Source organism: Brasilonema angustatum (genome assembly GCF_059505445.1).
On the sequence record NZ_JCACKO010000040.1, the window covers coordinates 1 to 25,929 of the forward strand.

At 43.1% G+C, this 25,929-nt stretch carries 21 protein-coding genes and 2 pseudogenes; 10 read left to right on the forward strand and 13 right to left on the reverse strand.

The window, feature by feature from the left end; all coding sequences use genetic code 11:
* Positions 1-76 precede the first annotated feature (76 nt).
* Positions 77-562 (reverse strand): low molecular weight protein-tyrosine-phosphatase, encoded by a 486-nt coding sequence (locus AC5JM2_RS09820; RefSeq protein WP_495834708.1) that lies wholly within the window; start codon positions 560-562, stop codon positions 77-79.
* A gap of 150 nt (positions 563-712) precedes the next feature.
* Positions 713-1,060, reverse strand: a complete 348-nt coding sequence (locus tag AC5JM2_RS09825; RefSeq protein ID WP_495834709.1) for a YbaB/EbfC family nucleoid-associated protein — start codon at positions 1,058-1,060, stop codon at positions 713-715.
* 490 nt (positions 1,061-1,550) lie between these two features.
* On the opposite strand from AC5JM2_RS09825, the gene AC5JM2_RS09830 reads away from it, so the two are divergent.
* A complete protein-coding gene (locus AC5JM2_RS09830) occupies positions 1,551-2,234 on the forward strand; it encodes a response regulator transcription factor (RefSeq protein ID WP_495834710.1) in 684 nt (227 codons plus the stop codon).
* Positions 2,235-2,597: 363 nt separating this feature from the next.
* Complete coding sequence (locus tag AC5JM2_RS09835; protein WP_495834711.1) at positions 2,598-3,266, forward strand: hypothetical protein; 669 nt, start codon at positions 2,598-2,600, stop codon at positions 3,264-3,266.
* Here the strand turns inward: AC5JM2_RS09835 and AC5JM2_RS09840 are convergent.
* Both AC5JM2_RS09840 and AC5JM2_RS09845 read right to left on the reverse strand, forming a co-directional pair.
* Positions 3,255-3,407, reverse strand: a pseudogene (locus AC5JM2_RS09840) (AtzE family amidohydrolase); the annotation flags it as partial. The gene AC5JM2_RS09835 and the pseudogene AC5JM2_RS09840 sit on opposite strands and share 12 nt — an antisense overlap.
* A 286-nt stretch (positions 3,408-3,693) precedes the next feature.
* Complete coding sequence (locus AC5JM2_RS09845) at positions 3,694-3,819, reverse strand: hypothetical protein (protein ID WP_495834743.1); 126 nt, start codon at positions 3,817-3,819, stop codon at positions 3,694-3,696.
* Here AC5JM2_RS09845 and AC5JM2_RS09850 point away from each other — a divergent pair.
* Positions 3,787-4,121 (forward strand): annotated as a pseudogene (locus AC5JM2_RS09850) (LuxR C-terminal-related transcriptional regulator); the annotation flags it as partial. The gene AC5JM2_RS09845 and the pseudogene AC5JM2_RS09850 overlap by 33 nt on opposite strands.
* Positions 4,122-4,223: 102 nt before the next feature.
* The gene (locus AC5JM2_RS09855) at positions 4,224-5,726 is read left to right on the forward strand and encodes an MFS transporter (protein ID WP_495834712.1); all 1,503 of its coding nucleotides are present in this window, start codon (positions 4,224-4,226) and stop codon (positions 5,724-5,726) included.
* A gap of 27 nt (positions 5,727-5,753) precedes the next feature.
* Here AC5JM2_RS09855 and AC5JM2_RS09860 read toward each other — a convergent pair whose 3' ends face one another.
* From AC5JM2_RS09860 to AC5JM2_RS09880, 5 genes are all read right to left on the reverse strand, one after another.
* Entirely contained in the window at positions 5,754-7,172 is a 1,419-nt protein-coding gene (locus AC5JM2_RS09860; protein WP_495834713.1) for an AtzE family amidohydrolase, read from the reverse strand.
* Positions 7,169-7,357, reverse strand: a complete 189-nt coding sequence (locus tag AC5JM2_RS09865) for a DUF4089 domain-containing protein (RefSeq protein WP_495834714.1) — start codon at positions 7,355-7,357, stop codon at positions 7,169-7,171. Before AC5JM2_RS09865 ends, AC5JM2_RS09860 begins: the two co-directional genes overlap by 4 nt.
* A 43-nt stretch (positions 7,358-7,400) precedes the next feature.
* Entirely contained in the window at positions 7,401-7,736 is a 336-nt protein-coding gene (locus AC5JM2_RS09870; RefSeq protein ID WP_495834715.1) for a DUF952 domain-containing protein, read from the reverse strand.
* 344 nt (positions 7,737-8,080) lie between these two features.
* Positions 8,081-8,503: a KGK domain-containing protein gene (locus AC5JM2_RS09875; RefSeq protein WP_495834716.1), complete on the reverse strand. Its 423-nt coding sequence runs from the start codon at positions 8,501-8,503 to the stop codon at positions 8,081-8,083.
* 367 nt (positions 8,504-8,870) lie between these two features.
* Positions 8,871-10,388 (reverse strand): thioredoxin-like domain-containing protein, encoded by a 1,518-nt coding sequence (locus tag AC5JM2_RS09880; RefSeq protein ID WP_495834717.1) that lies wholly within the window; start codon positions 10,386-10,388, stop codon positions 8,871-8,873.
* Between the two features lie 82 nt (positions 10,389-10,470).
* On the opposite strand from AC5JM2_RS09880, the gene AC5JM2_RS09885 reads away from it, so the two are divergent.
* A complete protein-coding gene (locus AC5JM2_RS09885) occupies positions 10,471-11,415 on the forward strand; it encodes a glutaminase (protein WP_495834718.1) in 945 nt (314 codons plus the stop codon).
* Positions 11,416-11,432: 17 nt separating this feature from the next.
* Here AC5JM2_RS09885 and AC5JM2_RS09890 read toward each other — a convergent pair whose 3' ends face one another.
* Entirely contained in the window at positions 11,433-13,037 is a 1,605-nt protein-coding gene (locus AC5JM2_RS09890; protein WP_495834719.1) for a hypothetical protein, read from the reverse strand.
* A 564-nt stretch (positions 13,038-13,601) separates the two neighbouring features.
* Here AC5JM2_RS09890 and psaA point away from each other — a divergent pair.
* Entirely contained in the window at positions 13,602-15,860 is a 2,259-nt protein-coding gene (gene psaA, locus AC5JM2_RS09895) for a photosystem I core protein PsaA (protein ID WP_495834720.1), read from the forward strand.
* A 125-nt stretch (positions 15,861-15,985) separates the two neighbouring features.
* On the forward strand, positions 15,986-18,211 hold the full coding sequence (gene psaB, locus AC5JM2_RS09900; RefSeq protein WP_495834721.1) for a photosystem I core protein PsaB: 2,226 nt from the start codon (positions 15,986-15,988) through the stop codon (positions 18,209-18,211).
* 252 nt (positions 18,212-18,463) lie between these two features.
* Here the strand turns inward: psaB and AC5JM2_RS09905 are convergent, their stop codons facing one another.
* Positions 18,464-19,702 (reverse strand): methionine gamma-lyase family protein, encoded by a 1,239-nt coding sequence (locus AC5JM2_RS09905; RefSeq protein WP_495834722.1) that lies wholly within the window; start codon positions 19,700-19,702, stop codon positions 18,464-18,466.
* Between the two features lie 86 nt (positions 19,703-19,788).
* Between AC5JM2_RS09905 and AC5JM2_RS09910 the strand changes: the two genes are divergently transcribed.
* The 3 genes from AC5JM2_RS09910 to AC5JM2_RS09920 all read left to right on the forward strand — a co-directional run bounded on the left by AC5JM2_RS09910 (position 19,789) and on the right by AC5JM2_RS09920 (position 23,193).
* On the forward strand, positions 19,789-20,619 hold the full coding sequence (locus AC5JM2_RS09910; RefSeq protein ID WP_495834723.1) for an acyl-CoA desaturase: 831 nt from the start codon (positions 19,789-19,791) through the stop codon (positions 20,617-20,619).
* Positions 20,620-20,870: 251 nt separating this feature from the next.
* Positions 20,871-21,923, forward strand: a complete 1,053-nt coding sequence (locus AC5JM2_RS09915) for a fatty acid desaturase (RefSeq protein WP_495834724.1) — start codon at positions 20,871-20,873, stop codon at positions 21,921-21,923.
* 190 nt (positions 21,924-22,113) lie between these two features.
* Positions 22,114-23,193, forward strand: a complete 1,080-nt coding sequence (locus tag AC5JM2_RS09920) for a fatty acid desaturase (protein WP_495834725.1) — start codon at positions 22,114-22,116, stop codon at positions 23,191-23,193.
* A 108-nt stretch (positions 23,194-23,301) separates the two neighbouring features.
* Here AC5JM2_RS09920 and AC5JM2_RS09925 read toward each other — a convergent pair whose 3' ends face one another.
* Together AC5JM2_RS09925 and AC5JM2_RS09930 are read right to left on the reverse strand one after the other, a co-directional pair.
* Positions 23,302-24,426 (reverse strand): fatty acid desaturase family protein, encoded by a 1,125-nt coding sequence (locus AC5JM2_RS09925; protein ID WP_495834726.1) that lies wholly within the window; start codon positions 24,424-24,426, stop codon positions 23,302-23,304.
* 235 nt (positions 24,427-24,661) lie between these two features.
* A complete protein-coding gene (locus tag AC5JM2_RS09930) occupies positions 24,662-25,927 on the reverse strand; it encodes a glutamate-5-semialdehyde dehydrogenase (RefSeq protein WP_495834727.1) in 1,266 nt (421 codons plus the stop codon).
* Positions 25,928-25,929 lie beyond the last annotated feature (2 nt).

A 25,929-nucleotide genomic window follows, 5' to 3' on the forward strand; every position in this document is an offset into this window, starting at 1 on the left:
TTTAGGGTGGAGTTAATCCAAAATCTAAAATCCTAAATCCAAAATTGATTGACTTCTTTCCTTAACTACATTTGTATTACAAGCCAGAATCTTGACTAGAAACGTGCTTGAGTAGACCTTCACAAGCATCGACAAGTAAGTCAATCACCCGATTAAATCCCTCTGAACCACCGTAGTATGGATCTGGAACTTCCTTAAGGTTATGCCTAGAGCAAAAGTCACATATTAAGTGTACTTTGTGGCGGTACTTTCTAGCTGGGTCAAGAGAAAGGATGTCCTCATAGTTATCTTGATCCATCGCCAAAATCAAATCAAAGTTTTCAAAATCAGACTTTTGAAATTGGCGTGCTTTTCCGAGCAGTTTAATTTGCAGCTTTTGTTGTGCAGCAAAACTCATGCGTGGATCAGGTGGACTACCGGTGTGATAGCTTGATGTCCCAGCAGAGTCACAAACAATGCGTTCACTCAACCCAGCCTGCGAAATCAGATGGTTCATTATATTTTCTGCCGCTGGCGAGCGGCAGATGTTTCCTAAACAGACAAACAGCAGCTTGTAGGGCATAAATATTCACTGTTCTTTGTTTTTGTCATTAGTGTTATGCTAATGACAAATAACTCATGACCCTTGGGGTATCTCCTCCACAAGAGGCTGCGCTCTGGGGTTAGTCGCCTCTGTTAGGAAGTCCTCAGCAAAGCTTATGCTCACTGATGACTACAATCCTGGAAGTTCTAGCCCACTAGTTAATTCTTCCATGCGTTCGCGCATTGTTGCAGTAGATTTGTTGTAAGCGTCTTTCATTGCTGCTGTTACGAGATCGGAAAGGACTTCTGCTCCTTCCTGTACTGCGTTTGGAGAGATTTCCACTCGCTTCGGTTCTTGGTTACCGCTAACAACAACCTTGACTAAACCACCGCCAGCTTCTCCTTGAATTTCCATTTGTTCCAATTCTTCTTGGAGTCGCTTTGCGCCTTCTTGAACTTGCTGCGCTTTTTTAAAGGCATCAGCCAGTTCTCTCATTTTTCCCAAGCCAAAGCCAAATCCCTGTCCTTTTCCTGTCATAATCTCTTGTCCAAGTGTGCTTTGAATGACAAATCAAATTCAATTATAGATGTCGTGAGTAAATTGTAGAGAGATATTGGTCATAGCTTTGTTTACACGCAAGGAAGAAATCACAAAATGGAACTTCCTCTTATCTACAACATTCAAAGCACTTAGAAATAGATTTTTATCGTTTCTGTTGGGTTCAATCGTTGATTAACCTTACCATGTCTAAATTTTTCAACTCAGATTCTATTCAATCCGATTTTTTTGCAAAGATGTAACAAATAATACAGCAGTATATAATATTTAAAGTAAGCAGTTAATGGTGACTTTAACTTATTAACCTTAAGAGGGATTTAATATTAACTTTAGAAATTAACTTAATGGTAGTTATCTATTGGTAATCCTGTCATAGTATGAAAAATAAGAGTACTATTATTACCTGTGTTTACTTATAGTGCTTATAAAAACAAACTCAAGACAAAAAAATCTTAGGGGTCTACTGTCCATGCCCTTGACGATCCTCATAGTAGATGACGACCTGGGCACTCGTCTATCTATCAGCGATTATCTTGAACTGTCTGGCTACTCAGTAATGACAGCGGATGATGGTCAAGAGGCTTTGACAATCGTGGAGGAGCATCATCCTGACTTGATTGTCACTGACATCATCATGCCACGAATGAATGGATATGACTTAGTGAGGCGAGTGCGTCAACAACCAGGGTTCCGATTGTTACCTGTAATATTACTAACAGCGAGAACCAAGACTCAGGAAAGAATTCTAGGCTATCAATCGGGATGCGATTTGTACTTGCCCAAACCTTTTGAACTAGAAGAGTTGGCTGCAGCAATTCGCAATCTTTTAGAGCGATCGCAAATTATTCAATCAGAGTACGGATTTTATCATCAAGAAAATTTAGTCACTCATACTCCCACAAAATCGCCTGACACCAATAACTCTGATGTGACTGGTATTCAAAAACCCGAGATGTTCTCTGAGTTAACTCCCAGAGAGCAACAAGTTCTGGAACTATTGACTCATGGTCTTTCTAATGCTGAAATGGGCCAGCAATTGCATCTGAGTTCAAGAACTGTGGAAAAGTACGTGAGCAGTTTATTAAGAAAAACTTTAACTAGTAACCGAGCAGAATTAGTGCGTTTTGCGATTAAGCATGGTTTGGTGGAGTAGCTAATCGCGCTTGAGTTTCTATCATTCCGCGATTTTTTCTTGATAACCTGAACTATCTTAGCTTGTCGGTTTGCTAGCTTCCAGTGATTTGCGTGGAGGTTTAAGCTTGTCACCCAAATAGTAACAGAAACTATAAGTTGAAAGATTTATATGAGTTGTAGAGTGGGTATTGTCCACCCATCAAACCGCTTTAGGCGCAGAAGGCGTACAGAAATAGTAAATATTGTATTGCCCACCTTAAATACTTTTATCTGTTGGGAAAGTTATGGTATGAGCAATGAGTCATTTGATTCTGGAATCTCTGGTTCAAGCTTTGTATTAAAAAGTAACATTGGCGAGAACAGTATTTAAGGTGAGCAGTTTATGAATGGGACAAACCAGAAAGCTAACAATGAAACTAAACTTAATTTTTGGTTTTTAAAAATTATTAGTTTTCTTAGTTTACTTTATTTTATAGCGATTCCACTTGGGTGGGTCAAGCAAAAATTAGAGACGGCAGATGTGATAATTTTTGCCATTATCTTATTAGTTAATTCAGAACTTTTGGAAAGATTAGTCAAGTTAGTTATCAGTAAAGATGGAATAACATTTGATCTTGACAAAATCAAAGCTGAACAAGACAGCCAACAAGTTAAGATTGAAACCAATAAAGCAAATATTGAAGCAACTACAAATATCGTCCAACGTCTGACTTTCGTAGAACAGGAAATGGCTAAGAGTAAAAATCAAAATCAACTCATTGTTAGTAGTCTGCTTGGTAGCTATGAATTAAAGCATCTCCGTAAGTTAGCAAGTGATGAACCATTTTCTTACAAAAAGCAGCGTCCTTTTGTACAGGAATTGCGGCATTTACGTGCATTAGGTTTTATTGAAAATTTACCGAATAAAACGATTTCCTCAATGCCAGAAAATGGTAACTTGAAAGATTATTTACAAATTACAGAGCAAGGTAGAGAGCATCTCATAAAAAGGGAACAGGCAGAGTCAGAAGACAATAACTCTTTTGATCATGCCATTGAATCACACACATAGTAGACCCTTTGCTTCCAATACGGATGCTACTCGTAATATGAACGCTTCATTGTAGGGTGCAGCTATCAATTGTACACCCAGAGGTAAACCATTTGGGCGCACAATTGGAACTGATAAAACAGGTAAGCCGATAAAAGATAACTCAGATCTTGCACCTAACCGTATAAGCCCGGATTTCGTTAAAAGCAGCGCAAGAAAGTGACACGGTTTTTCTTATTTTTTTTCGTAAGAATAAGGGCTTGAGGCTTCGTACTGAGTGTAAAAATTCAATCAACTTTTCTTGGTGCAAGATGTGATCCTCCGACTAGCGGCATACCGCAAGTGAAATCTGAAAGAAACACATTTTCCTTAAATCTCTAAAACCATTGCTAGATAAGGGTTTCAAAATGTGTTTCTTGAAAGATAATGGTTGAGTGAACAACCGCTTCTAAAAGTCTGGACAGCTACCAGGTATCAAAGCACCAGCAAGAAAGCGATCGCGTGTTGCTGGATCAAAATCTTGGGGACGCGATGCTCCAGCAGGAGCCGCCTTCGGCGATCGCAAATTATTCAATCAGAGTAAGGATTTCCTCATCAAGAAAATTTAGTCACTCATACTCCCACAAAATCGCCTGACACGAATAACTCTGATATGACTGGTATTCAAAAACCCGAGATGTTCTCTGAGTTAACTCCCAGAAAGCAACAAGTTCTGGAACTATTGACTCATGGTGTTTCTAATGCTGAAATGGACCAGCACTTGCATCTAAGTCCAAGAACTGTGGAAAAGTACGTGAGCAGTTTACTAAGAAAACTTTAACTAGTAACCGAGCAGAATTAGTGCGATTTGCAATTAAGCACGGTTTGGTGGAGTAGCTGATTACGCTCAACCGTGTATAATTTTTACTATTCAAAAAAAATTTCATTCTTCCATATAATAATATCTGAAAAATTCGGTCAACGCTCAGAGTAAAAGCTATGGTAGCAACAGCAAAAATCCAGGAAGAACAACCGAATGAGCCAACTAATGAGCCTAGAGATTCTGGAAAATGGTGGACGCTGCTCGGTGTTGGAATTGGTATGTTCCTATTTGGCTTGGAGATCTACATTGTCAATCTTGCCCTTCCGATGTTGGTTGAATTGTTCAATACCAACTTTGCCATGATTCAATGGATTGCTATAAGTTATGTGCTAACGCTTACTGTTTTTGTACTGGGTGCAGCGCGATTGGGCGATATGTACAACAAGAAGTGGCTGTACCTGGGTGGACTTATCCTGTTCACCATCAGCTCACTGCTGTGTGGATTCGCACCAACAGTAAACTTTTTGCTCGTCTTTCGGACGCTGCAAGGACTCGGTGCTGTCTTTATGTCAGCATTGGGAACGGCGATTATTACGGAGGTGTTTCCAAAAGAGGAACGCGGACGTGCGCTAGGCATTCTCAACGGGATATTCACACTAGGAATTGCCCTTGGACCTGGGATCGGAGGACTGCTGATTGGTTTTGTGGGCTGGCGTTTCATCTTCTGGATGAATGTACCAATTGGTCTGATTGCCTGCTTGATAGTTGCTTTCGCTGTACCATCTTCTGATAGCAAAGAGGTTGCATCTAACGTTTCCAAGTTTGATGTCATTGGAGCAGTGCTGATGACAGTAACACTAACCTGCTTGACAATCGCTGTAACTCAGTTACAAAATTCCAGCTTTGACTCATTGACAGAACTGATAGTACTGGTAGTGGCTGCTGTCGGTTTAGGGTGCTTTTTAGTGGTAGAGTCCCGCGTATCAGAGCCGATACTCGACTTGGAGATGTTTCGCTCCCTGGAGTTTAGCCTGAGCTTATTGTTGGGTTGGATGGTGTTTATCATCATCGGCGCTCTACAATTGCTTTTACCTTTCTTTCTCGACTTGATTAAGCACTATCCCCCACAGCTAGCGGGGTTCTTGCTGACGGTGTTGCCTATGTCATCAGCGCTCATGGCACCCCTGGCAGGCACTCTGTCTGACCGCTTCGGCGAACGTATCATCAGCTTGATTGGGCTATTGTTGATGGTATTTGGGTGCTGGACTATTAGCACCTTGGACACATCTTCGCTGGCGTTGGGCTTTGTTGTACGCGTTCTACCCCTGAGGTTAGGGCTAGAAATGTTTTTTTCCTCCAACAATAGCGCCGTGATGGGAGCCGTACCCAGAGAACGGTTAGGTATCGCTTCGGGATTGTTGTCCTTGTCGCGGTCATTAGGGCTGACGACAGGAGTGTCTTTAATGGGCGTTCTGTTTTCTACTTTGACTATAGCTAGCGCTGATCTTGCACCTAACACCGATGTGACAAATGCACCTGTTGAAGGTCTAGTTTTTGGCTTTGATACTACTTTTCGCGTCACAGCACTGATTGCGATCGCCTCGATAATTCTAGTGACTGTTATCTGGTGGTTAGAGCAAAGGAAGGTACACAACAATCGTGAGTCTACTTGCCAATAGAAAACAGGCGTTATTGATGAAGTACTGCTAAATTGTGCTTACAGTGCCACACTCAGGCAGCTCAACGGTTAGTGCCGATATGACATCCTTTGCTTCTAGCACCGCTGCAACACTCAGAATTAGGGTTTCGTTATAAGGTGCAGCTATTAACTGTACGCCCAATGGTAGATTGCTTATACGTTGAATTGGGACTGATAAAACGGGTAAGCCGATGAAAGATAGTGGTAGCGTAAATAGCCCAAGATGAGGACGGACAAGAATTTCTTCTCCATCTAAAAACATGGTTTGTTGACCAATAAGTGGTGCAGAAATTGGTGTAGTTGGAGCAAGAATAACATCTACCTTTTGAAAGATTTCTCGGACTTGATCTCTATACCATCTCCGAAAGCGTTGTGCTTGAATGTACCAGCTATTAGGTATCAAAGCACCAGCAAGAAAGCGATCGCGCATCGCTGGATCAAAATCTTGGGGACGCGATCGCAATTTTTCCAAATGCAAATTTGCCCCCTCACAAGCTGTGATCACAAACGCTGCTGCACGGGCGCGATGTGCTTCAGGAATTGTGACATACTGGGTAACACCCAAAGCATCAGCAACTTTTTGTACAGCTTCTAATGCTTCAGGACTTGCACCTTTTGTAAAATAATCACCTACAATGGCAATTCGTAAATCAGTAATATCTTGATTCAGCAGTGGTAAACATGGTTGGGGAGGACGTTTTGTACAAACTGGATCTCTCTCATCTTCCCCCTGAAGCACATCAAACGCCGTAGCAATATCCCGTACCGAACGGGCAAATGGTCCAATGTGGTCTAAACTGCTGGAAAATAATGCTACTCCAGCACGTGACAACCGTCCATAAGTCGGCTTCAAACCAAAAACACCACACAAAGCAGCAGGAACGCGAATGGAACCATTCGTATCAGAACCTAGCGTCAGTGGAACCAAGTTAGCTGCGATCGCCGCCGCCGATCCACCCGATGAACCACCAGCTATGCGCTTTAAATCATGCGGATTATGTGTAATACCATAATGGAAATTTTCCGTCACAAATCCATAGGCGTACTCATCCATATTTAAAGCGCCTACAAGAACAGCACCCGCTTGCTTCAACCTTGTAACTGCTGTTGCATCCTGAGTTGCTGGAGGATTTTCCCCGTTGATTTTTGCACCAGCCAGAGTGGTTAAGCCAGCGATATCAAAAAGATTTTTGACAGCGAAAGGGACACCAGCCAAACAACCAGGATTTTTACCTTGGGCAATTTCTCTATCAATTCGTTCTGCATCTGTCAAAGCAGTCTCAGCAGTGACAGTTGTAAAACAATTGAGTTCATTATCCCGCCCGGCAATTCTTTGTAAAGCAGCTTTGGTAACTTCCACTGCACTCACTTTACCTTCTCGCACAGCAGCCGCTACTGCAACAGCATCAGCTTGTTCTAAATTCATGGTTCAAAAACAGGCGCAGCTTCAATTGTCTCAGGTAAGGGAAACTCATTTACAACTTGAGCGATCGCCATAATTCTCTCAAAATTCGCCATCACCCCATCTCGATATTCATCCCTCAATTCCAAATCCAACAACAAAGCCATCAAATCCACATACTCGCCTACATTCAACTCCTTACCTTTCATCTCTCCTCCTCTCTTCCTTGGCGTCCTTGGCGGTTTATTCCATTCAAATATTTTTTGGCAATATAAACAAGCCATTTTCACCAGGTTCAAAATCGATCACCTTGAAGACAGCATCAACATTCAAAGCACCGTAGATATGAGGAAATAGTTCTCCTTCTACACCTTCATAGCGAATTGCAGCGTGAACTTTATCAGAGTTGATCAAAAGGAGTACCAATCCTTTTTGATTGGGAAAAAATGTATTTGCGACTTTTATAATTTGTGTTGGCGTTGAACAGTGGATAAAGCCTTCAGAGTCGAGGGTATCACCTTCGTATGTTCCGAGGAGTTTGCCTTGCTCCCATTGTTTTCGTTGAGTAATGTGTAGGATAGTAGTCATAAGTTTCTTGCTTATACCAAGTTGCGTTCTGTTGTAGTAGCGCTTTAGGGGAGATTGCTTCGTTCCACTTCGTTTCACTCGCAATCACAGGTGATACTTTTGATTGCAACTTGGTATTAAATCACATTTTTCATACAATACTCCTTTAACTTTAAAGCGTCCCTCAACGGGACGCTTTGCGACGAGCGCGTGTCTCGAAGGGACATAGGAATCATGGTTCTCGTAATGCTGTCGCTACTTAAGTATTTGTTTTAACGACAGGATACTGTTACGTGGGCTTTCTTACTTCAAGAGACATCCTCTTAAAGCACATTTATACAGTGGTCATTATCTACCCCTACTAATTATGTTTCCGATTGTATGATTTTACAAATTTCATCCATTAAAGATTCTTGCTCAGTCGGTTCATCAGGGCAGAATTCTAAACTTAATTCATTTTGACTATGGTTGATAACTGATATACATATCTTCATTTTCAGTTGTCCTTTTTGCCAGCCATATCCACCTACTCTAAGAATCTGACAATCTGTAACATAGTTATGTTGAATTTCCATTAAATTTATCTTCTTTTGTCCAATAGATAGTTTCCTAAAAAATTCCACCATTGAGACACCAGGATATAAACTTGTGTATTCATAAATATGCTGCTGTAACTTATTTCTGATTTCTTCCTCAATCACCTCTTTTAATCTACAGACTTTAAAAGAATCTTTTCCTATAAGTATAACATCGTCCTCACATTCTACTGGTGTAAAATTTTCAATCATAATTAACGCAAGTTTCAGTCGTCAAGTCAGTCATTTCACCTCATAAGTTAACCTGACTTCATAGTAGATTCTGCCAATTTCATGACCTCAAAAAAAACTTTATATCAAGTTGGGTTAATTACTTACAATAAAAAAACCTCACCCCGCCCTTCGGGCACCCCTCTCCTTAGTAAGGAGAGGGGACGGGGGTGAGGTTCTTGGTTTTATAAGTTTTCATCCGGACGTGATATTAGTCCTTGCTTTTAATTTCTCTGTGTATATCTGTGTGTTTATGTGGTTTTTTTATTCAAAAAATGACTGATATCATGTTATTAAAATTACTTGTAAAAACTTATTTGTAGTAAGGACTAAAGTCCTCACCACCAACTTATGACTCATGTGGAACACATACATCTGGGGCGCACAAATTAGGAAATTTTAATGTTGTCACTGTTAAGGTATCCAAATCTACGCGACGGATAGCATGGTTATTCGTATCAGCAATAAACAAATCAGAACCCATCACACTCAGTCCGGAAGGTTCAGAAAAGCGGGTATTTTTACCTTCTCCGTCTTCTAAACCAACGGAACCATCACCCAAAATTGTTTGACAATCGCCAGTGTGGGGGTTAACGAGTTTAATTTTGTGGTTGTAAGTATCAGCTACCCATAACTGATTCTCGGCGTATTCTACTCCTAAGCAGTGCTGTAACCTGACATCGAAACCTTGTCCATCAACGTCACCAAAGCCAAACAAATCACCACTACCGCAAACGGTTCTTACTTGTCGTGGTTCAACCAGTCCCACGCCACGAATTGAGCTAACTTCACTGTCGGCGATATATAATTCTTGTCCATCAGTGGTAATACCACTAGGTTGAGCAAAAGTAGATTCAGTCAGTGCACCATCTACACAAGCTTCTGCACCAGTACCAGCATAAGTTTGAACCATGCTAGTTTCTAAGTCCATTTCCCAAATTTGATGAGGACCAGCCATTGCGATATACAACCTATTTTCACATAGCTGTAAATCCCAAGGAGAATTCAGTGCTGTTTTTCGTGCACTACCAGAGTGAGGACGAATATTACGGCTTTGTTCACCTGTTCCCGCGATCGTTTCTACCACTTTGTTTTTCAAGTCAACTCGCCGCAGAGCATGATTTTCTGTATCCGCAACGTATAAAATTTGATTTTGTTGATCAAATACCATTCCCTGGGGTGCGAAAAACTGAGCTTGACTAAAAGAACCATCGGTTAACCCAGATTGTCCAGTCCCAATTAAATGTATAATTTCCCCATCAAAGCTACTCATGACAATGCGATGATGTCCAGAGTCAGCAATGAACAAACCTGCTTGTGTCGCCAGGACTTTACCAGGAAAAGCTAGAGGTGTGATTAATGGTTCTCGTTGTTTTTCTAAAGTCAGGTTGAGTTCTTGTAAATTAATCGTGCCTTTTTCTTGGTGTTGGCTAACTAACTTTTGAATGAGTTCGTCTAAAACATCTTTATTCCCTTCACCAGACACATAACTAATTACGTAACCTTGTGGATCAATTATCATCAAAGTGGGCCAAGCCCGCACAGCATATTCTTGCCAAACTCGAAATCCACTATCTACTAAAACTGGATGTTCAATGTTGTAGCGCAAGATAGCTTGGCGGATATTCTCTGTTTCCTTTTCATTGTCAAATTTGGCACTGTGTACGCCAATAACTGTCAGCCTATCTTTATACTTTTGTTCGAGATATTTCAAAGTTGGCAAGATATGCAAGCAGTTGATACAACAATATGTCCAAAAATCTAAAATGACAACTCTACCCCTGAGTTCTCGAAGAGACAAAGGTTTGTCAACATTCAGCCAAGGATAATTTTGCGGTAATTCTGGTGCTCTGACACGCGGAATCATAAATAATTCAAAATTCGCAAAATGATAAATTCAAAAATGACTGTTTTACAGTATTTAGAAATTGCATAACACAGTAGCAGTAATGGTTGGATTAAAAACACTAACGACTACTCAGTTATCAACTTGGGTGCAACAAGCCAAATTATTAGCAAATCAAGGACAAGTTGCTGAGCGTATTCCTCAATTAGCTTTGGCTAATCCCGATTTATTTGCGGTTCACATCTGCTGTGCTTCAGGAGAAACTTATAGCCAAGGCAATACGGATTGTGTTTTCCCTCTCATGAGCGTGATTAAGCCGTTTTCGCTTTTGTATCTTCTTGAACTTGTAGGAGCAGAAACAGTTTTTCAGTGGGTTGGATTTGAGCCATCGGATGCTCCCTTCAATTCTTTAGAACAACTAATCGCTGACAATGGACGACCTCGTAATCCTATGATTAACAGTGGGGCAATTACCCTTGCCGATAAGTTACCAGGAAAAGATGCTGGAGCATCGCCAGCAGGGAGCCGCCCAAAGGGCGATCGCACTCACGAATTGTGTAATTGGCTAAACCAACTTACTGGTTGTCACCTCAAGTTGGATGAAGTGATGCTCGCTTCTGTGCGCTCAAGTGACTCCCAAGCTAATCAAGCCATTACGCAATATCTTACAAAAGCAGGTTCTGTAAAGAATCAAGACGTAGCCCTTGACACTTATGAACAAATATGCTGTATTTCTAGTCAAGTGGAAGATTTAGCCCGTCTGGGTTTGCTTTTGGCGTGTGACAGCGAATTGATCCAACCGCAGCATCGCCGTATTGTCAACTCGCTGATGTTAACTTGTGGGTTGTATAAAGCTTCTTCCCAGTATGCTTTAGAGATTGGTTTGCCAATGAAATCAGGTATCAGTGGCGCACTGTTGGCGATAGTTCCAGGTGAAGGAGCTGTTGCTTGCTACAGTCCTGCTTTGGATAGTACAGGTAATTCTGTAGGGGCGATCGCCTTTGTTGAAGCTTTATCCCAAGCTTTACAGTTGAGTATCTTTGGGTAGCAATCCAAAACTTGAAATTATTGTGCCTTTTGGATTTCCTCGCTTTGGTTTTCGGGTGTAGGCGTTACCTCTAATTTGGGTTCGGGTGTGGTTTGTGGTTGCGGCACAATTGTTTCTGGTGTAGGAGACTTAATAATCTCCGGTAAGGTTGAAGATGAGTCAGGTGTTGTTTCTACTGGTGCTTCTGGAGTTGGTCTTTTGTATAGCTGACGATTGAAATAGCGACTTAATCTCGATAGTCCTTGTGGCTGAGGAGCAACTTTTTCTGGTACGGGCGTTAACTCAGGTTCTGGTTGTGGAGTCTCAATAACCTCTGGCAAAGTGGGAGACAAGCTAGGAGTTGGTTCAACTGTTGGTTGTGGAGTAGGTATTTTATCTGTCCCACGCTGGAAGCGATTAAAAAATCCTCCTGATTTGGGTTTTTCTGGCTGTGTTTGAGGTACTGGTTCAGATTCAGGAACAGACTGTTTTTCTTCCTTTAGTTGTGTTTGAGGTGTTTGTTTAACGCTGGGCGTTAAGGTTGGGGTGGGTGTCGGTTCATCAGGGACGGGTTGCGTTTGAGGTGTTTGTTTAACGCTGGGCGTTAAGGTTGGGGTAGGTGTCGGTTCAGGGACGGGTTGTGTTTGAGGTGTTTGTTTAACGCTGGGCGTTAAGGTTGGGGTGGGTGTCGGTTCAGCAGTTGGAATTTCAGTAATATAATTCTTGTCTACAATGCTGCGAACTTGGTCTGCGGAGAGTTCTCCTCTGACAATTTTAGATAAAGTGTCTTTCCCATTGGGTTCATAGGTAATCAGTCTTACTGTGCTGTTGAAGACATTTTTTACAGGGTTTCCCTGTTCGTCGAGAAACTCAAGTTTTACCCAATTTTTACCTGGTTTAAAACCTTTGAGGTAAACGGATTGCCAGCGGTCTAAAACAAAGCTTTCATCATTAATTGTGCAGCGAATGCGCCAATCTGCGATGTCGTCATCGGGATTTTCTTTAGCAACTAGATGCAATGGAGCGTTAGTGAGGTAAAAGTCCAGTAAAATTGGTTCTGCACCGTAGCTGCCTTTGGGACGACTGTATGTTAATAGTGGCTTGGCTGGATCGGGGTTGTTGTCGTCAGTTTTGGTGACGACGTGAAATTTTGTTTGAGCGTAAGCACCTTCATTTTTAAAGCTTTCGTCCCAAGGACGAGAAGCAAAAACACGCAGGGTATGAGTACCTGGTGACAAGTCTGGCAAAACCAGGGGATTATTTAGGTTATATACAGCTATTAATGGTTCATTATCGAGAATGACGTGTAAATGAGGACCAAGCTCTAGTTTTGGATCTTTATATATAGGTAAGTCTTTTACCTGAAAGCGAACAGTGACTGTGTCGTCTTGAAGGATTTCATCCTGTTTAGGAGTCACTATTGTTACTTGTGGCTGATAAACTTCCAAGACTGAGCGCAGTTCTTGGATTGTTGCTGGAGGGGAAACTTCTGAGATTTGCTTTGAAAGCTGGGCTTTTTCTTGCAAGCTGCCATACGGTTCCTGGCTAACGGCTTTCTCTCCACAACTGGTCAAACTTAATATCAGCACTGATGCCATCAGCAATCTGAGCATAGCAGTTGCGGTCTTTTGCCACAAGTTCATGCGTTTCACCCAGTGATACTCCTACTACGACTGACTGAATAATTTTGGCTCAAACTGTCCACTGGACACTATAGCCCAAAAGGAGATTTATTCGTAGATCGTGTCCAAATATAAAAATGTCATTTTTACTACATTAAGTTTTTAACTTTTTTTCATGAACTTTTCATCATTTATAGTAAGCGTTTTCTTGATTAATTGTATGAAATGATATTAATTTTCGGAAAAAATACTGAAAAAAGAGAGTTTTGTGGTATAAGCATTTATTTGAAGAATTGTTACCATTTGTAAAATAAATAAATAGACTATTGACTTTTTGCCCAACGTTTTTGCTGTAAAAAGCAGATGAGGCAATTGATTTCGCGATTTTGAATTATTGTTAAAAGATCTGTAACCATGTACAACAGAAGCCTTTATAATTCAACGAGAAACCAATAACCACAAAAAGGTCTTCGTCGCAGCTCCGGTCATCTGTTTCTGGAAGAGGCGACTAAGGTGAACTCAAACCCGAAAGATACTTAGGTGGTGTTCAATGATTCCTCAATCCTGATAAAGAGAGGAGGTCGAATGACAATTAGTCCTCCAGAGCGAGAGGAGAAAAAGGCAAGAGTCATAGTCGATAACGACCCAGTACCCACTTCATTTGAACGATGGGGAAAACCAGGGCATTTCGACAGAGTTCTAGCCAAAGGTCCAAAAACGACAACATGGATTTGGAACCTACACGCGCTCGCCCACGACTTTGATACACATACAAGCGATTTAGAAGACATATCCCGCAAGATATTCGCAGCACACTTTGGTCACTTAGCTGTAGTGACCATTTGGCTGAGCGGGATGATATTCCACGGCGCTCGCTTTTCAAACTATGAAGCTTGGCTGAGCGACCCCCTCAATATCAAGCCAAGCGCTCAAGTTGTTTGGCCAATCGTTGGTCAAGACATTTTGAATGGAGATGTCGGTGGCGGTTTCCACGGTATTCAAATCACGTCCGGCTTGTTCCAAATATGGCGTGGTTGGGGTATTACGAACTCATTCCAACTGTACTGCACTGCCATTGGTGGTCTGGTATTAGCAGGCTTATTCTTGTTTGCCGGCTGGTTCCACTACCATAAGCGCGCTCCTAAGCTGGAATGGTTCCAAAATGTCGAGTCCATGCTCAATCACCACTTAGCAGTATTGCTAGGTTGTGGCTCATTGGGTTGGGCAGGTCACATCATCCACGTATCCGCACCTACTAATAAGCTGTTGGATGCAGGAGTGGCTGTAAAAGATATACCGTTGCCCCACGAGTTCATTTTGAACAAAGACTTGTTGATCGAGCTGTATCCCAGCTTTGCCAACGGTATAGCGCCTTTCTTCACCTTGAACTGGGGTGTTTATTCAGACTTCCTCACCTTCAAAGGTGGTCTGAACTCAGTCACAGGTGGGTTGTGGCTCACAGACAATGCCCATCACCACTTGGCGATCGCGGTACTGTTCATCGTTGCTGGTCATATGTACCGTACCAACTGGGGTATTGGTCACAGCATCAAAGAGATTCTTGAAAACCATAAAGGTCCCTTCACTGGTGATGGTCACAGAGGTCTCTACGAAAACTTGACCACCTCCTGGCACGCTCAGTTAGGAACTAACCTTGCTTTCTTGGGTTCCTTGACTATCATCATCGCCCACCATATGTACGCGATGCCTCCGTATCCGTACTTGGCGACAGATTACGCTACCCAACTCTGCATCTTCACTCACCATATGTGGATTGGTGCCTTCCTGATCGTTGGTGGAGCGGCTCACGCAACAATATTCATGGTGCGGGATTACGATCCAGTGGTAAACCGGAACAACGTGCTGGATCGGGTCATTCGCCACAGAGACGCAATAGTTTCTCATCTGAACTGGGTATCTATGTTCCTGGGCTTCCACAGCTTTGGACTGTATATCCACAACGACACGATGCGTGCCTTGGGTCGTCCCCAAGATATGTTCTCTGATACCGCAATTCAGCTGCAACCAGTGTTTGCTCAGTGGATACAAAACATACACACTGTAGCACCAGGTACAACAGCACCCAATGCACTAGAACCAGTTAGCTACGCCTTTGGCGGTGGTGTTTTGGCTGTAGGCGGCAAAGTGGCAATGATGCCCATCACACTAGGTACGGCGGACTTCTTGGTTCACCATATTCACGCCTTCACGATTCACGTCACCGTTCTGATTCTGGTCAAAGGTTTCCTGTTTGCCCGTAGTTCTCGTCTGATTCCAGACAAGATGAACCTAGGATTCCGCTTCCCCTGCGATGGTCCAGGTCGTGGCGGTACCTGTCAGGTATCTGGTTGGGACCATGTGTTCCTTGGTTTGTTCTGGATGTATAACTCCATTTCAATTGTAATTTTCCACTTTAGTTGGAAGATGCAATCGGATGTCTGGGGAACTGTGGACGCAGATGGTACTGTGTCTCATATCACTGGTGGTAACTTTGCCCAAAGCGCTCTCACCATTAATGGTTGGTTGCGTGACTTCTTGTGGGCACAAGCAGTACAAGTGATAAACTCTTACGGTAGCGCACTCTCAGCTTATGGTCTGCTCTTCTTGGGAGCTCACTTTATCTGGGCATTCAGCTTAATGTTCCTGTTCAGCGGTCGTGGCTACTGGCAAGAACTGATTGAGTCGATTGTCTGGGCACATAATAAACTGAAAGTAGCACCAGCAATTCAGCCCCGTGCTCTGAGCATCATTCAAGGTCGGGCTGTTGGTGTGGCTCACTACCTATTGGGAGGAATTGCTACTACCTGGGCGTTCTTCCACGCACGAATTCTTTCACTGGGCTAAAAATCAGCTCTTATTACAGTAATGAGTTTTGGGTTTTGAGTTCTAAATAAAAACTCAGGACTCAGAACTCATAACTCAAAGCTCTAAGAACCTGATGGCTGAAGGTCAGAGGACTTATCAAACCTATGGCAACAAAATTTCCAAAATTTAGCCAGGATCTAGCACAAGACCCGACGACGCGTCGGCTGTGGTATGCGATCGCAACAGGAAATGACTTTGAAAGCCACGATGGCATGACAGAAGAAAATCTTTACCAAAAGATATTCGCAACTCACTTCGGTCATGTGGCAATCATCTTCCTGTGGGCATCGAGCCTGCTGTTCCATGTAGCCTGGCAAGGTAACTTTGAACAGTGGATAAAAGATCCTCTTCATATCCGTCCAATAGCTCATGCAATTTGGGACCCGCACTTCGGGAAACCAGCAATCGAAGCCTTTACCCAAGGCGGGGCGAACTATCCAGTCAATATCACCTACTCCGGTATCTACCACTGGTGGTACACCATTGGTATGCGGACGAACAATGAACTGTATGTAGGTTCAGTTTTCCTGCTGCTGTTGGCATCATTGTTCCTGTTTGCAGGTTGGTTGCACTTGCAACCCAAGTACCGTCCGAGTTTGGCTTGGTTTAAGAGTGCAGAACCACGTCTGAACCACCACCTAGCAGGTCTGTTTGGTGTGAGTTCTTTGGCTTGGACAGGTCACTTAGTTCACGTAGCCATCCCCGAATCTCGTGGAATTCATGTGGGTTGGGATAACTTCCTAACCAGCCTGCCCCACCCAGCGGGTTTAGCACCATTCTTTACCGGAAATTGGGCGGCCTACGCGAACAACCCGGACACAGCAAACCATGTGTTTGGCACATCGCAGGGAGCGGGAACAGCGATTTTGACATTTTTGGGTGGGTTCCATCCTCAAACCGAATCGCTGTGGTTGACCGACATGGCTCACCACCACTTGGCGATCGCGGTAATTTTCATCATCGCCGGTCATATGTACCGGACGAACTTCGGGATTGGTCACAGCATCAAAGAAATGCTGAACTCCAAAACGTTCTTTGGCAGCAAAACCGAAGGTCAGTTCAATTTGCCTCACCAAGGACTGTACGACACGTACAACAACTCGCTGCACTTCCAGTTGTCGATCCACCTGGCAGCGCTGGGAACAATTACGTCGTTGGTAGCGCAGCATATGTACGCGATGCCTCCTTACGCATTCATCGGTAAGGACTACACAACGCAAGCAGCTTTGTACACGCATCACCAATACATAGCTGTGTTCTTGATGCTGGGTGCATTTGCTCACGCAGCAATCTTCTGGGTACGTGACTACGATCCAGAGCAAAACAAAGGCAACGTACTAGACCGGGTACTCAAGCACAAAGAAGCAATCATCTCGCACCTGAGTTGGGTATCGTTGTTCTTGGGCTTCCACACCTTGGGTCTGTACGTCCACAATGACGTAGTGGTAGCTTTTGGTACACCTGAGAAGCAAATCCTGATTGAGCCAGTGTTTGCACAATTCATTCAGGCTTCTCACGGAAAAGTGCTCTACGGCTTGAACGTTTTGTTATCTAATCCAGATAGCGTTGCAGCTACTGCTTGGCCTAATTACGCTAACGTTTGGTTACCAGGTTGGCTGGATGCAGTCAATAACACCACCAACTCGCTATTCTTAACGATAGGTCCTGGTGACTTCTTGGTTCACCATGCGTTTGCTCTGGCGATCCACACGACAGTTCTGGTACTGGTAAAAGGTGCTTTGGATGCGCGTGGTTCCAAACTGATGCCCGATAAAAAGGACTTCGGTTACTCGTTCCCCTGCGATGGTCCAGGTCGTGGCGGTACTTGCGACATCTCGGCTTGGGACGCTTTCTACATGGCCACATTCTGGGCACTCAACACCGTAGGTTGGGTGACCTTCTACTGGCACTGGAAGCATCTGGGTATTTGGCAAGGAAACGTCGCACAGTTCAACGAATCTTCAACTTACCTGATGGGGTGGTTCCGTGATTACCTGTGGGCGAACTCGGCTCAGTTAATCAACGGTTATAACCCCTACGGTATGAACAACCTGTCTGTCTGGGCTTGGATGTTCTTATTCGGACACCTGGTTTGGGCAACTGGCTTCATGTTCTTGATCTCTTGGAGAGGTTACTGGCAAGAGTTGATTGAAACTTTGGTTTGGGCACACGAGCGTACTCCTTTGGCGAACCTGATTCGCTGGAAAGACAAGCCCGTTGCGATGTCCATCGTTCAAGCTCGTCTGATTGGTTTAGCTCACTTCAGTGTGGGTTACGTCTTCACCTACGCGGCATTCCTGATTGCCTCTACTGCTGGTAAGTTTGGTTGATCTAGTTGACTTACGCAAATACTTGTTGTAGATAAGTAAGAAATCTCCTGCTTTAGAGCAGGAGATTTTTTTTAGTTAGAGAGAAAGAGGACGCGCTTCACATGAAGCGCGTCCTCTTTCACCCTATGTTCCTAACTCCCAAAAGGCGTGAGCGTTCCGACTAGGGCGTTAGAGACCCTGTCCGAACTGCTCGCTGTCTCAGCTAGACCCCTTTTCTTGACAAAGAGCATCTATTCCCAAAGTGTGGTAAATCTACGTCTTCTGTGCTTCTCCCACAGCTTCTATGACTGCTTCTAAAGCTATTGCTACATGAGTCCAATGGGTTCCCCCCTGGCAATAGACCACATACGGTTCCCGCAATGGACCATCAGCAGAAAATTCAGAGGTGCTTCCCTCAATAAATGTTCCGCCAGCCATTACTACCTTACTTTCATAACCAGGCATTTCATCTGGAATGGGGTCAAGATAAGAACCGATGGGTGAATTTTGTTGAATTGCCCGACAAAAAGCAATAAGTTTTTGGGCAGAACCTAGTTTAATTGCTTGAATAACATCCCGACGCTTGGCAAACGGTGCTGGATTGACTGGGTAACCGAGTTTGTCAAATACATAACCCGTGAGGTGAGTCCCTTTCATTGCTTCTCCAACCATTTGTGGAGCGAGAAACAGTCCTTGAAACAGCAGGCGATTTTGGTCAAAAGTAGCACCTCCGTAACTGCCAATTCCTGGTGCTGTGAGGCGACAAGCAGCAGCTTCTACCAAGTCAGCACGACCGGCAACATAACCACCAGCAGTAACAATTGTACCTCCGGGGTTTTTAATCAACGACCCTGCAACTAAATCAGCACCAACATGGGTAGGTTCTTGAGTTTCTATGAATTCGCCATAGCAGTTATCGACAAAGCAAATTGTGTTAGGATTTTGCTGCTTGACTAAGTGGATAATTTTTTCAATTTCCGCTATAGATAGGCTAGGGCGCCAAGAATAGCCACAAGAACGCTGAATCAGCAGCAAACGAGTTTTTTCCTTCACTGCATGGCTTAAAGCTTGCCAATTTATAGTTCCTTCTAGAGTAAGATCTAATTGTTGGTAGCGAATGCCAAACTCAAGTAGTGAACCTTGACCTTGACCTCGTAATCCAATGACTTCTTCTAGAGTATCGTAGGGTGCACCAACCACCGCTAGCATTTCATCACCAGGACGGAGAACACCAAATAAAGCACAAGCAATTGCGTGGGTCCCTGAAACAAACTGTACTCGTACAGCAGCCGCCTCAGCGCCCACCACCTCCGCAAAAACTCGATCTAAAGTTTCTCTGCCTAGATCATCGTGTCCGTATCCAGAGACACCGGCGAAGTGATGTGCCCCAACATGATTATGGCGAAAAGCATTTAACACTCGTTGAAGATTTTGCTTGACCTGAGCGTCAATTCCAGAAAAAATTTGTAAGAGTGCTTCTTGTGCTTCACACAGGTGTTCCGAGCTATTCATTAGTTCCTCTTTTAAGAAAACATAAAAAATTTGCGGATTTTTAGATCACGCGGATTAGGCTTGACAATTCCTATTCAGGTTACTGCATGACAATTGCTACATCCACAAAATCCCAACTTAATTGGCTGCATATCACATTTTTCGCAGGTTTGCATGTCGGAATTTTGTTTGCCCTGTTTCCTAGTAACTTTAGCTGGAAAGCATTCGGTGTATTCTTGTTTCTCTACTGGGTGACTGGTGGCTTGGGTATTACCCTAGGATTTCACCGCTTGATCACCCACCGTAGTTTTCAAACTCCCAAGTGGCTGGAGTATTTCTTGGCTTTTTGTGGGACACTCACTTGCCAAGGAGGACCAATCGATTGGGTAGGAATGCATCGTATACACCATTTGCACTCTGATAAAGAATTAGACCCCCACGATTCCAATAAGGGTTTCTGGTGGAGTCACATGGCTTGGATGTTTTATCATTCACCAGCTTTCGCGGAGGTGCCTCGCTTTACTAAAGATATTAACGAGGACCCATTTTATCAGTTTTTGCAAAAGAATATGATTCTGATCCAGGTCGCGCTGGGTATAGTTCTGTTGCTGCTGGGTGGTTGGTCGTTTGTCGTTTGGGGAGTTTTTGTTCGCCTGATATTCGTATGGCACTGCACCTGGTTTGTCAACAGTGCTACCCATAAATTCGGCTATCGTACTTATGATACAAGCGATCGCTCTACAAACTGCTGGTGGGTAGCTTTGTTAACTTATGGTGAAGGCTGGCACAATAATCACCACGCCTATCAATTCTCAGCTCGGCACGGGTTGAAATGGTGGGAATTTGACCTAACCTGGATGACCATTCAATTGCTACAAGTACTGGGTCTGGCTACGAATGTCAAGCTAACAGCAGAAAAAGCAGTCAGCAGTCAATAGTTAGCAATTCTTATCTTAGTTTAATGTTCAATTTTGAATTTTGTTAGCGCAGGGGACGCAGTCCATTTTGAATTTTGAATTACTTATGCTCCCCCGCTTCTAAAAGACTACTTAAGCGTCAGTGGGGGTTTATAGTAGGTGCGCTGGGGTACATTAGATTGCTATAATCCAAGACGCTAATATTAGAAAACTTTACCACACCCACTTGTTTAGTGATTTGGTAGTGAGGTTTGTTGTATTTTCAGGTATCCATGACTACATCAACAATCGAAAACCACAAGTCAGTTCATGACCTTGGTAATTCCGACCTTAAGCTAAAAGATATTATCAAAAGCCTGCCACGGGAATGTTTTGAGCAGAATCGCTACAAAGCCTGGACAAAAGTGCTGATTAGTGTATCGATGGTTTGCCTGGGCTATTTCAGCTTGATCATTTCTCCTTGGTTTCTCTTGCCCCTAGCATGGATTTTTACCGGTACTGCTTTAACCGGTTTTTTTGTCATTGGGCACGATTGCGCTCATCGTTCATTTGCTAAACGTCGCTGGGTAAACGATTTAGTCGGGCATTTGATGATGATGCCGTTGATTTATCCGTTTCACAGTTGGCGTATTCAGCACAATTATCATCACGCTCACACTAACAAGCTGGATGAGGACAACGCTTGGCAACCAATTTCCACAGAAGTTTATGAAAGTTGTGGAAAAATTATGCAGTGGGGTTTCATAGCCTTTCTACGGTATCGATTGTGGTGGATAGGCTCAATCATTCACTGCGGAGTTTTACACTTTAATTGGTCTTTATTTCGCAAGAAAGACCAAGCAAGTGTGAAGTTTTCTGTGGCTGTCGTCGTGCTTTTTGCTGCGATCGCATTCCCCATCCTCATCGCCACAACCGGGATCTGGGGATTTGTGAAATTCTGGCTACTTCCCTGGCTGGTTTACCATTTTTGGATGAGCACTTTTACCTTGGTTCACCATACTGCTCCAGACGTTCCTTTTGTGGCAGAATCCAAGTGGAACCAGGCAATAGCACAGCTCAATGGCACAGTTCATTGCGATTACCCCTCTTGGGTAGAAATCCTTTGCCACGATATCAATGTCCACGTTCCTCATCACATTTCAACTGCTATTCCTTCTTACAACTTGCGGATGGCTTATGGCAGTATCAAAGAAAATTGGCAAACGTATTTGCATGATGAGTGTCGGTTTTCCTTTTCTTTAATGAAGCGAATTACAGATCAGTGTCACCTGTATACAGCCGATGGTGGCTATCAGTCTTTTAAAGACTATTTTGCAGGACGATAAGCTCATAGCTTTAAAAAATAGATTCTGGCAATTCTGTAAACACAAGTCTTGTTACGAAAATTGCCAGATATGACTCTGCTGCTTTGCACTTCCAAAACTTCGGGATACCCAAACCCCAACGTAATGCGATTGCAAAGTTTAAATGACTTTGTCTCAACAACTTCCTGTTTGACTCCAGTAAAAAAATCAAGTGCAATCAAATATCATCAAGTCTAATAATCCTCATGACGTTGAATCTCTTGAGGATACAACCAAGCTGCCCTTCACGCTTCAAGATTTGAAAGCTGCAATCCCATCTGAATGTTTTCAGCCCAATGTCGGGAAATCACTCTTCTACTTTTTTCGTGACATCCTGATTATCGGTTTACTTTATGCAGTTGCTCATTTTCTAAATTCTTGGTTTTTCTGGCCCATTTTCTGGGTGATGCAAGGAACGATGTTTTGGGCTTTGTTTGTCGTTGGACATGACTGCGGACACCAATCTTTTTCTAAGAAGAAATGGCTTAATGATTTGATTGGACATCTTTGCCATACACCGATACTTGTTCCATATCACGGGTGGCGAATTAGCCATAGAACTCACCACAAAAATACTGGTAACCTCGATAATGATGAAAGCTGGTACCCACCAACAGAGTCACAGTACAAAGTGCTGAATTGGGTACATGATATAGGTCGAGATTACTTATTTTTATTGGTTTATCCGGTGTATTTGTTTACTGGCAATCCGGATAAACGAGGCTCTCACTTTTTACCTAGCAGCCGATTTTTCAAACCCTCAGAAAAATGGGATGTCATCACCAGCACCACACTCTGGACTCTAATGGTAGGTTTGCTGTTGTTCCTCACCTATCAATGGGGTTGGATGTGGTTGTTGAAATACTACGTTGGACCTTATCTTGTCTTTGTCATTTGGCTAGACTTAGTCACATATTTGCACCATACTGACCCGGATATTCCCTGGTATCGTGGAGAGGATTGGACTTTCCTCAAAGGTGCTATTTCTAGCATTGACCGTGATTACGGTTTTATCAATCACATCCATCATGATATTGGTACTCATGTTGCTCACCACATCTTCCTGAACATCCCTCACTACAATTTGAAAAAGGCAACTGAGGCGATTAAACCAATTATGGGTGACTATTTCCACAAATCTGATCTACCCATTTGGACTGCATTACGCCGTTCGTCCAGTAGCTGTGATTTTGTTCCGGATACTGGAGGAAAAGTTTACTATTTTTCCAATAAAAAATTAGCTAAAGGCTAACATGAAGTGAAGAGTGAGAAGTTCATGAAAAACTCCCCACTCTTCATTTCATAACTTTGGTATTAATACTTCTCCAAATTTGCGTTCAATCACAAAGAAACTAGGTTTCTAGTTAGACGCAGGATGTGTATATGATAACGCAGTGCTTTCCTGAGGCAAAGTACCCATTAATTTCAACCAACGAAAGTTCGCAACAAGTGCTTCTCCAAAAGTTGGATACACATTGTATTTCACGCCAAAATCTGCACAAACTTCTGCCAAGATTGGAGCTATTTTAGGATAGTGAATATGACAAACATGGGGAAATAAATGATGCACCACCTGATAGTTAAGACCACCCAAATACCAATTTAAAAAGGAATTCTTTGGTGCAAAATCAACTGTTGTTTTGACTTGAGCAATCGCCCATTCATCATCAATATTATTTGACTCAGGATGTGGTTGAAGAAACTCTACCGGAGCGAGAACATGAGCTAGCATGAAAACATTGCAAATCATCAGCCCATAGATCATGTAAGCAATGCTAAATCCTACAACTACTTGTAGGGGAGTATATCCGACAGCAAGTGGTATTCCTATAAACACTCCCAGCCAAACGACTTTACCCCCTAACAATATGAGCATTTCCAAAGGCTTGAGCGTAGGAATAATATGCTCATGATATTTGCGCTTGAATAAAGCCAGATGGATATCAGCAGCAGACCAATAAAACGGAATAATTGTATAGACCACTAAAATGAATAAGTGTTGGAATTTATGGTACCATTTATGTTCCATATATGGAGACATACGCACTAATCCATCTCCATGTATTTCTACATCATGTCCTAATATATTGGTATATGTATGATGCAGGAAATTATGGCGAAATCGCCACAAATAACTGGATAGACCAATGAAATCATAAGTTAAACCAAAGATATAATTTACCCACTTACGACTAGAATAACCACCATGATTGGCATCATGTCCTACACTAAAACCAACACCAGCAATACCTAATCCTAGAAGGACACAGCCAAATACCTTCATCCACATTATCGGTGGACCAAAGAGAGTAAATGTCCAAGCAGAAATGACCCATCCCAAGATTATTGTACTTTTGAGGTACATTGCGAGATTATCGCGCTTCGCAATGTTCTCAGATTCAAAGTAAGCGTCAACTCGTTTATTGAGTTCCTTTCTAAAACCAACGTTCTTGGCAAACGTCACTCTCGTTTGTGTCTGTGTCATAAAAACTAATCGTTCAAATGAGCTATGAATTGACTTGAAAAAGCCTGTTATCTGGCAAATATCCAAGAGGCGTTACTCAGATAGAAACACACAAGCCAAATCATCTCATTGTGGCAGATTATGCCAACTATCTACCAGAAAAAAAGAAAATTTTTCCAAATAAGGAACAGACGTTGTGCGTATGAGTGAAGTACCCCCCACCACACTCAGGGATGGGGAATTTCGCACAATTGTGTTAAAACCGTCCATTCCCCTGAACAATATGCTTAACAGTCGTCAGACTTTCTAAGCTAATCAATCCGCGTCGATGACCTTTTTGGTTGGACATCCCGAGAAACACCGCATCTCCTCGCGACGGGTTTCGGGAAAAACGCGGCGAAGCGTTGATGTAGCTAGAGGCACTATTCACTCCTAAGGCAAACTGCCGACTTTCCTGGTAAGATTCAGTAACAATACAGTCAGCATGACCGCTGCTGTAGCGATTAATCCAGGTGATCGCAGCTTCTAAACTATCTACTAATTTAAAAGCAATTGTCTTGGTTAAATAAGCGCTTCCCCACTCTGGTTCTTTAGCTAACTGTAACTGGGGGAAGGCTTCTACCAATTCGGCATCTCCCTTAATTTCAAAGCCCTTCTCCTTTAAGCTATTCCACAATGTCAGTAAAGAAGATGGCAAGGCTTGTCGGTGAATCAGTACTTTTTCAATTGCGTTCACCGGATCTGGTTCACTTTGATGGCTATCTATAATCAGCCAGCGCACCATTTCTAAGCTACCATTCGGCGACCAGTAAAGGTAACAGTTGCCCATAGCTGATTTGAGAACTGGGGCGGTGGAGTGGCGCACCACTTGCTGTACCAAGTTAGAACGTCCATAGGGAATCACTAAATTCAAGCATTGGTCTTGCGTCACTATATCCCGAATAGAACTTCCTTCTTCTGGTGTTATCAGCTGTAAACAACCTGCTGGTAAACCAACTTCAGTCACAGCACTCACCAGTGCGTCGGCGATCGCCGCGTTAGAATTACTGGCTTCACTACCCCCTCTGAGAATCAGACTGTTGCCAGTTTTGATACACAATCCTGCTGCGATCGCTCCCAATTCTGGAAACGCCTCATAAATAAACGCAATCACACCCAAAGGCATTAACTGCGTATAAGTCTGAGAGTCATCTAGTTGATAGTCAGCATGTCTTACTCGCCGTAGTGGATCTGATAATTCTCCCAGCCGTTGCAAAATATCTACTGCCATCTCCAGCCGTTTTGGAGTCAGCTTCAGCCAATCGAGAATTAAATCTGGCACTGCCATTTCCCGACTCGCTTCTAGATCCAAGGTGTTTGCTTCTAGAATGTCGTCAAATGATCCTGCCATCGCCTGTGCCATCGCTAACACAGCACGACTTCTGTCTACTCCTTTTGTGCTTCCTAGCTTTAGGGCAGCTTGATGAGCGCGTCTTGCGCGCTCAACTGGTTCGGGGCTAAGATCAAAAGCATCCACTGTCATTC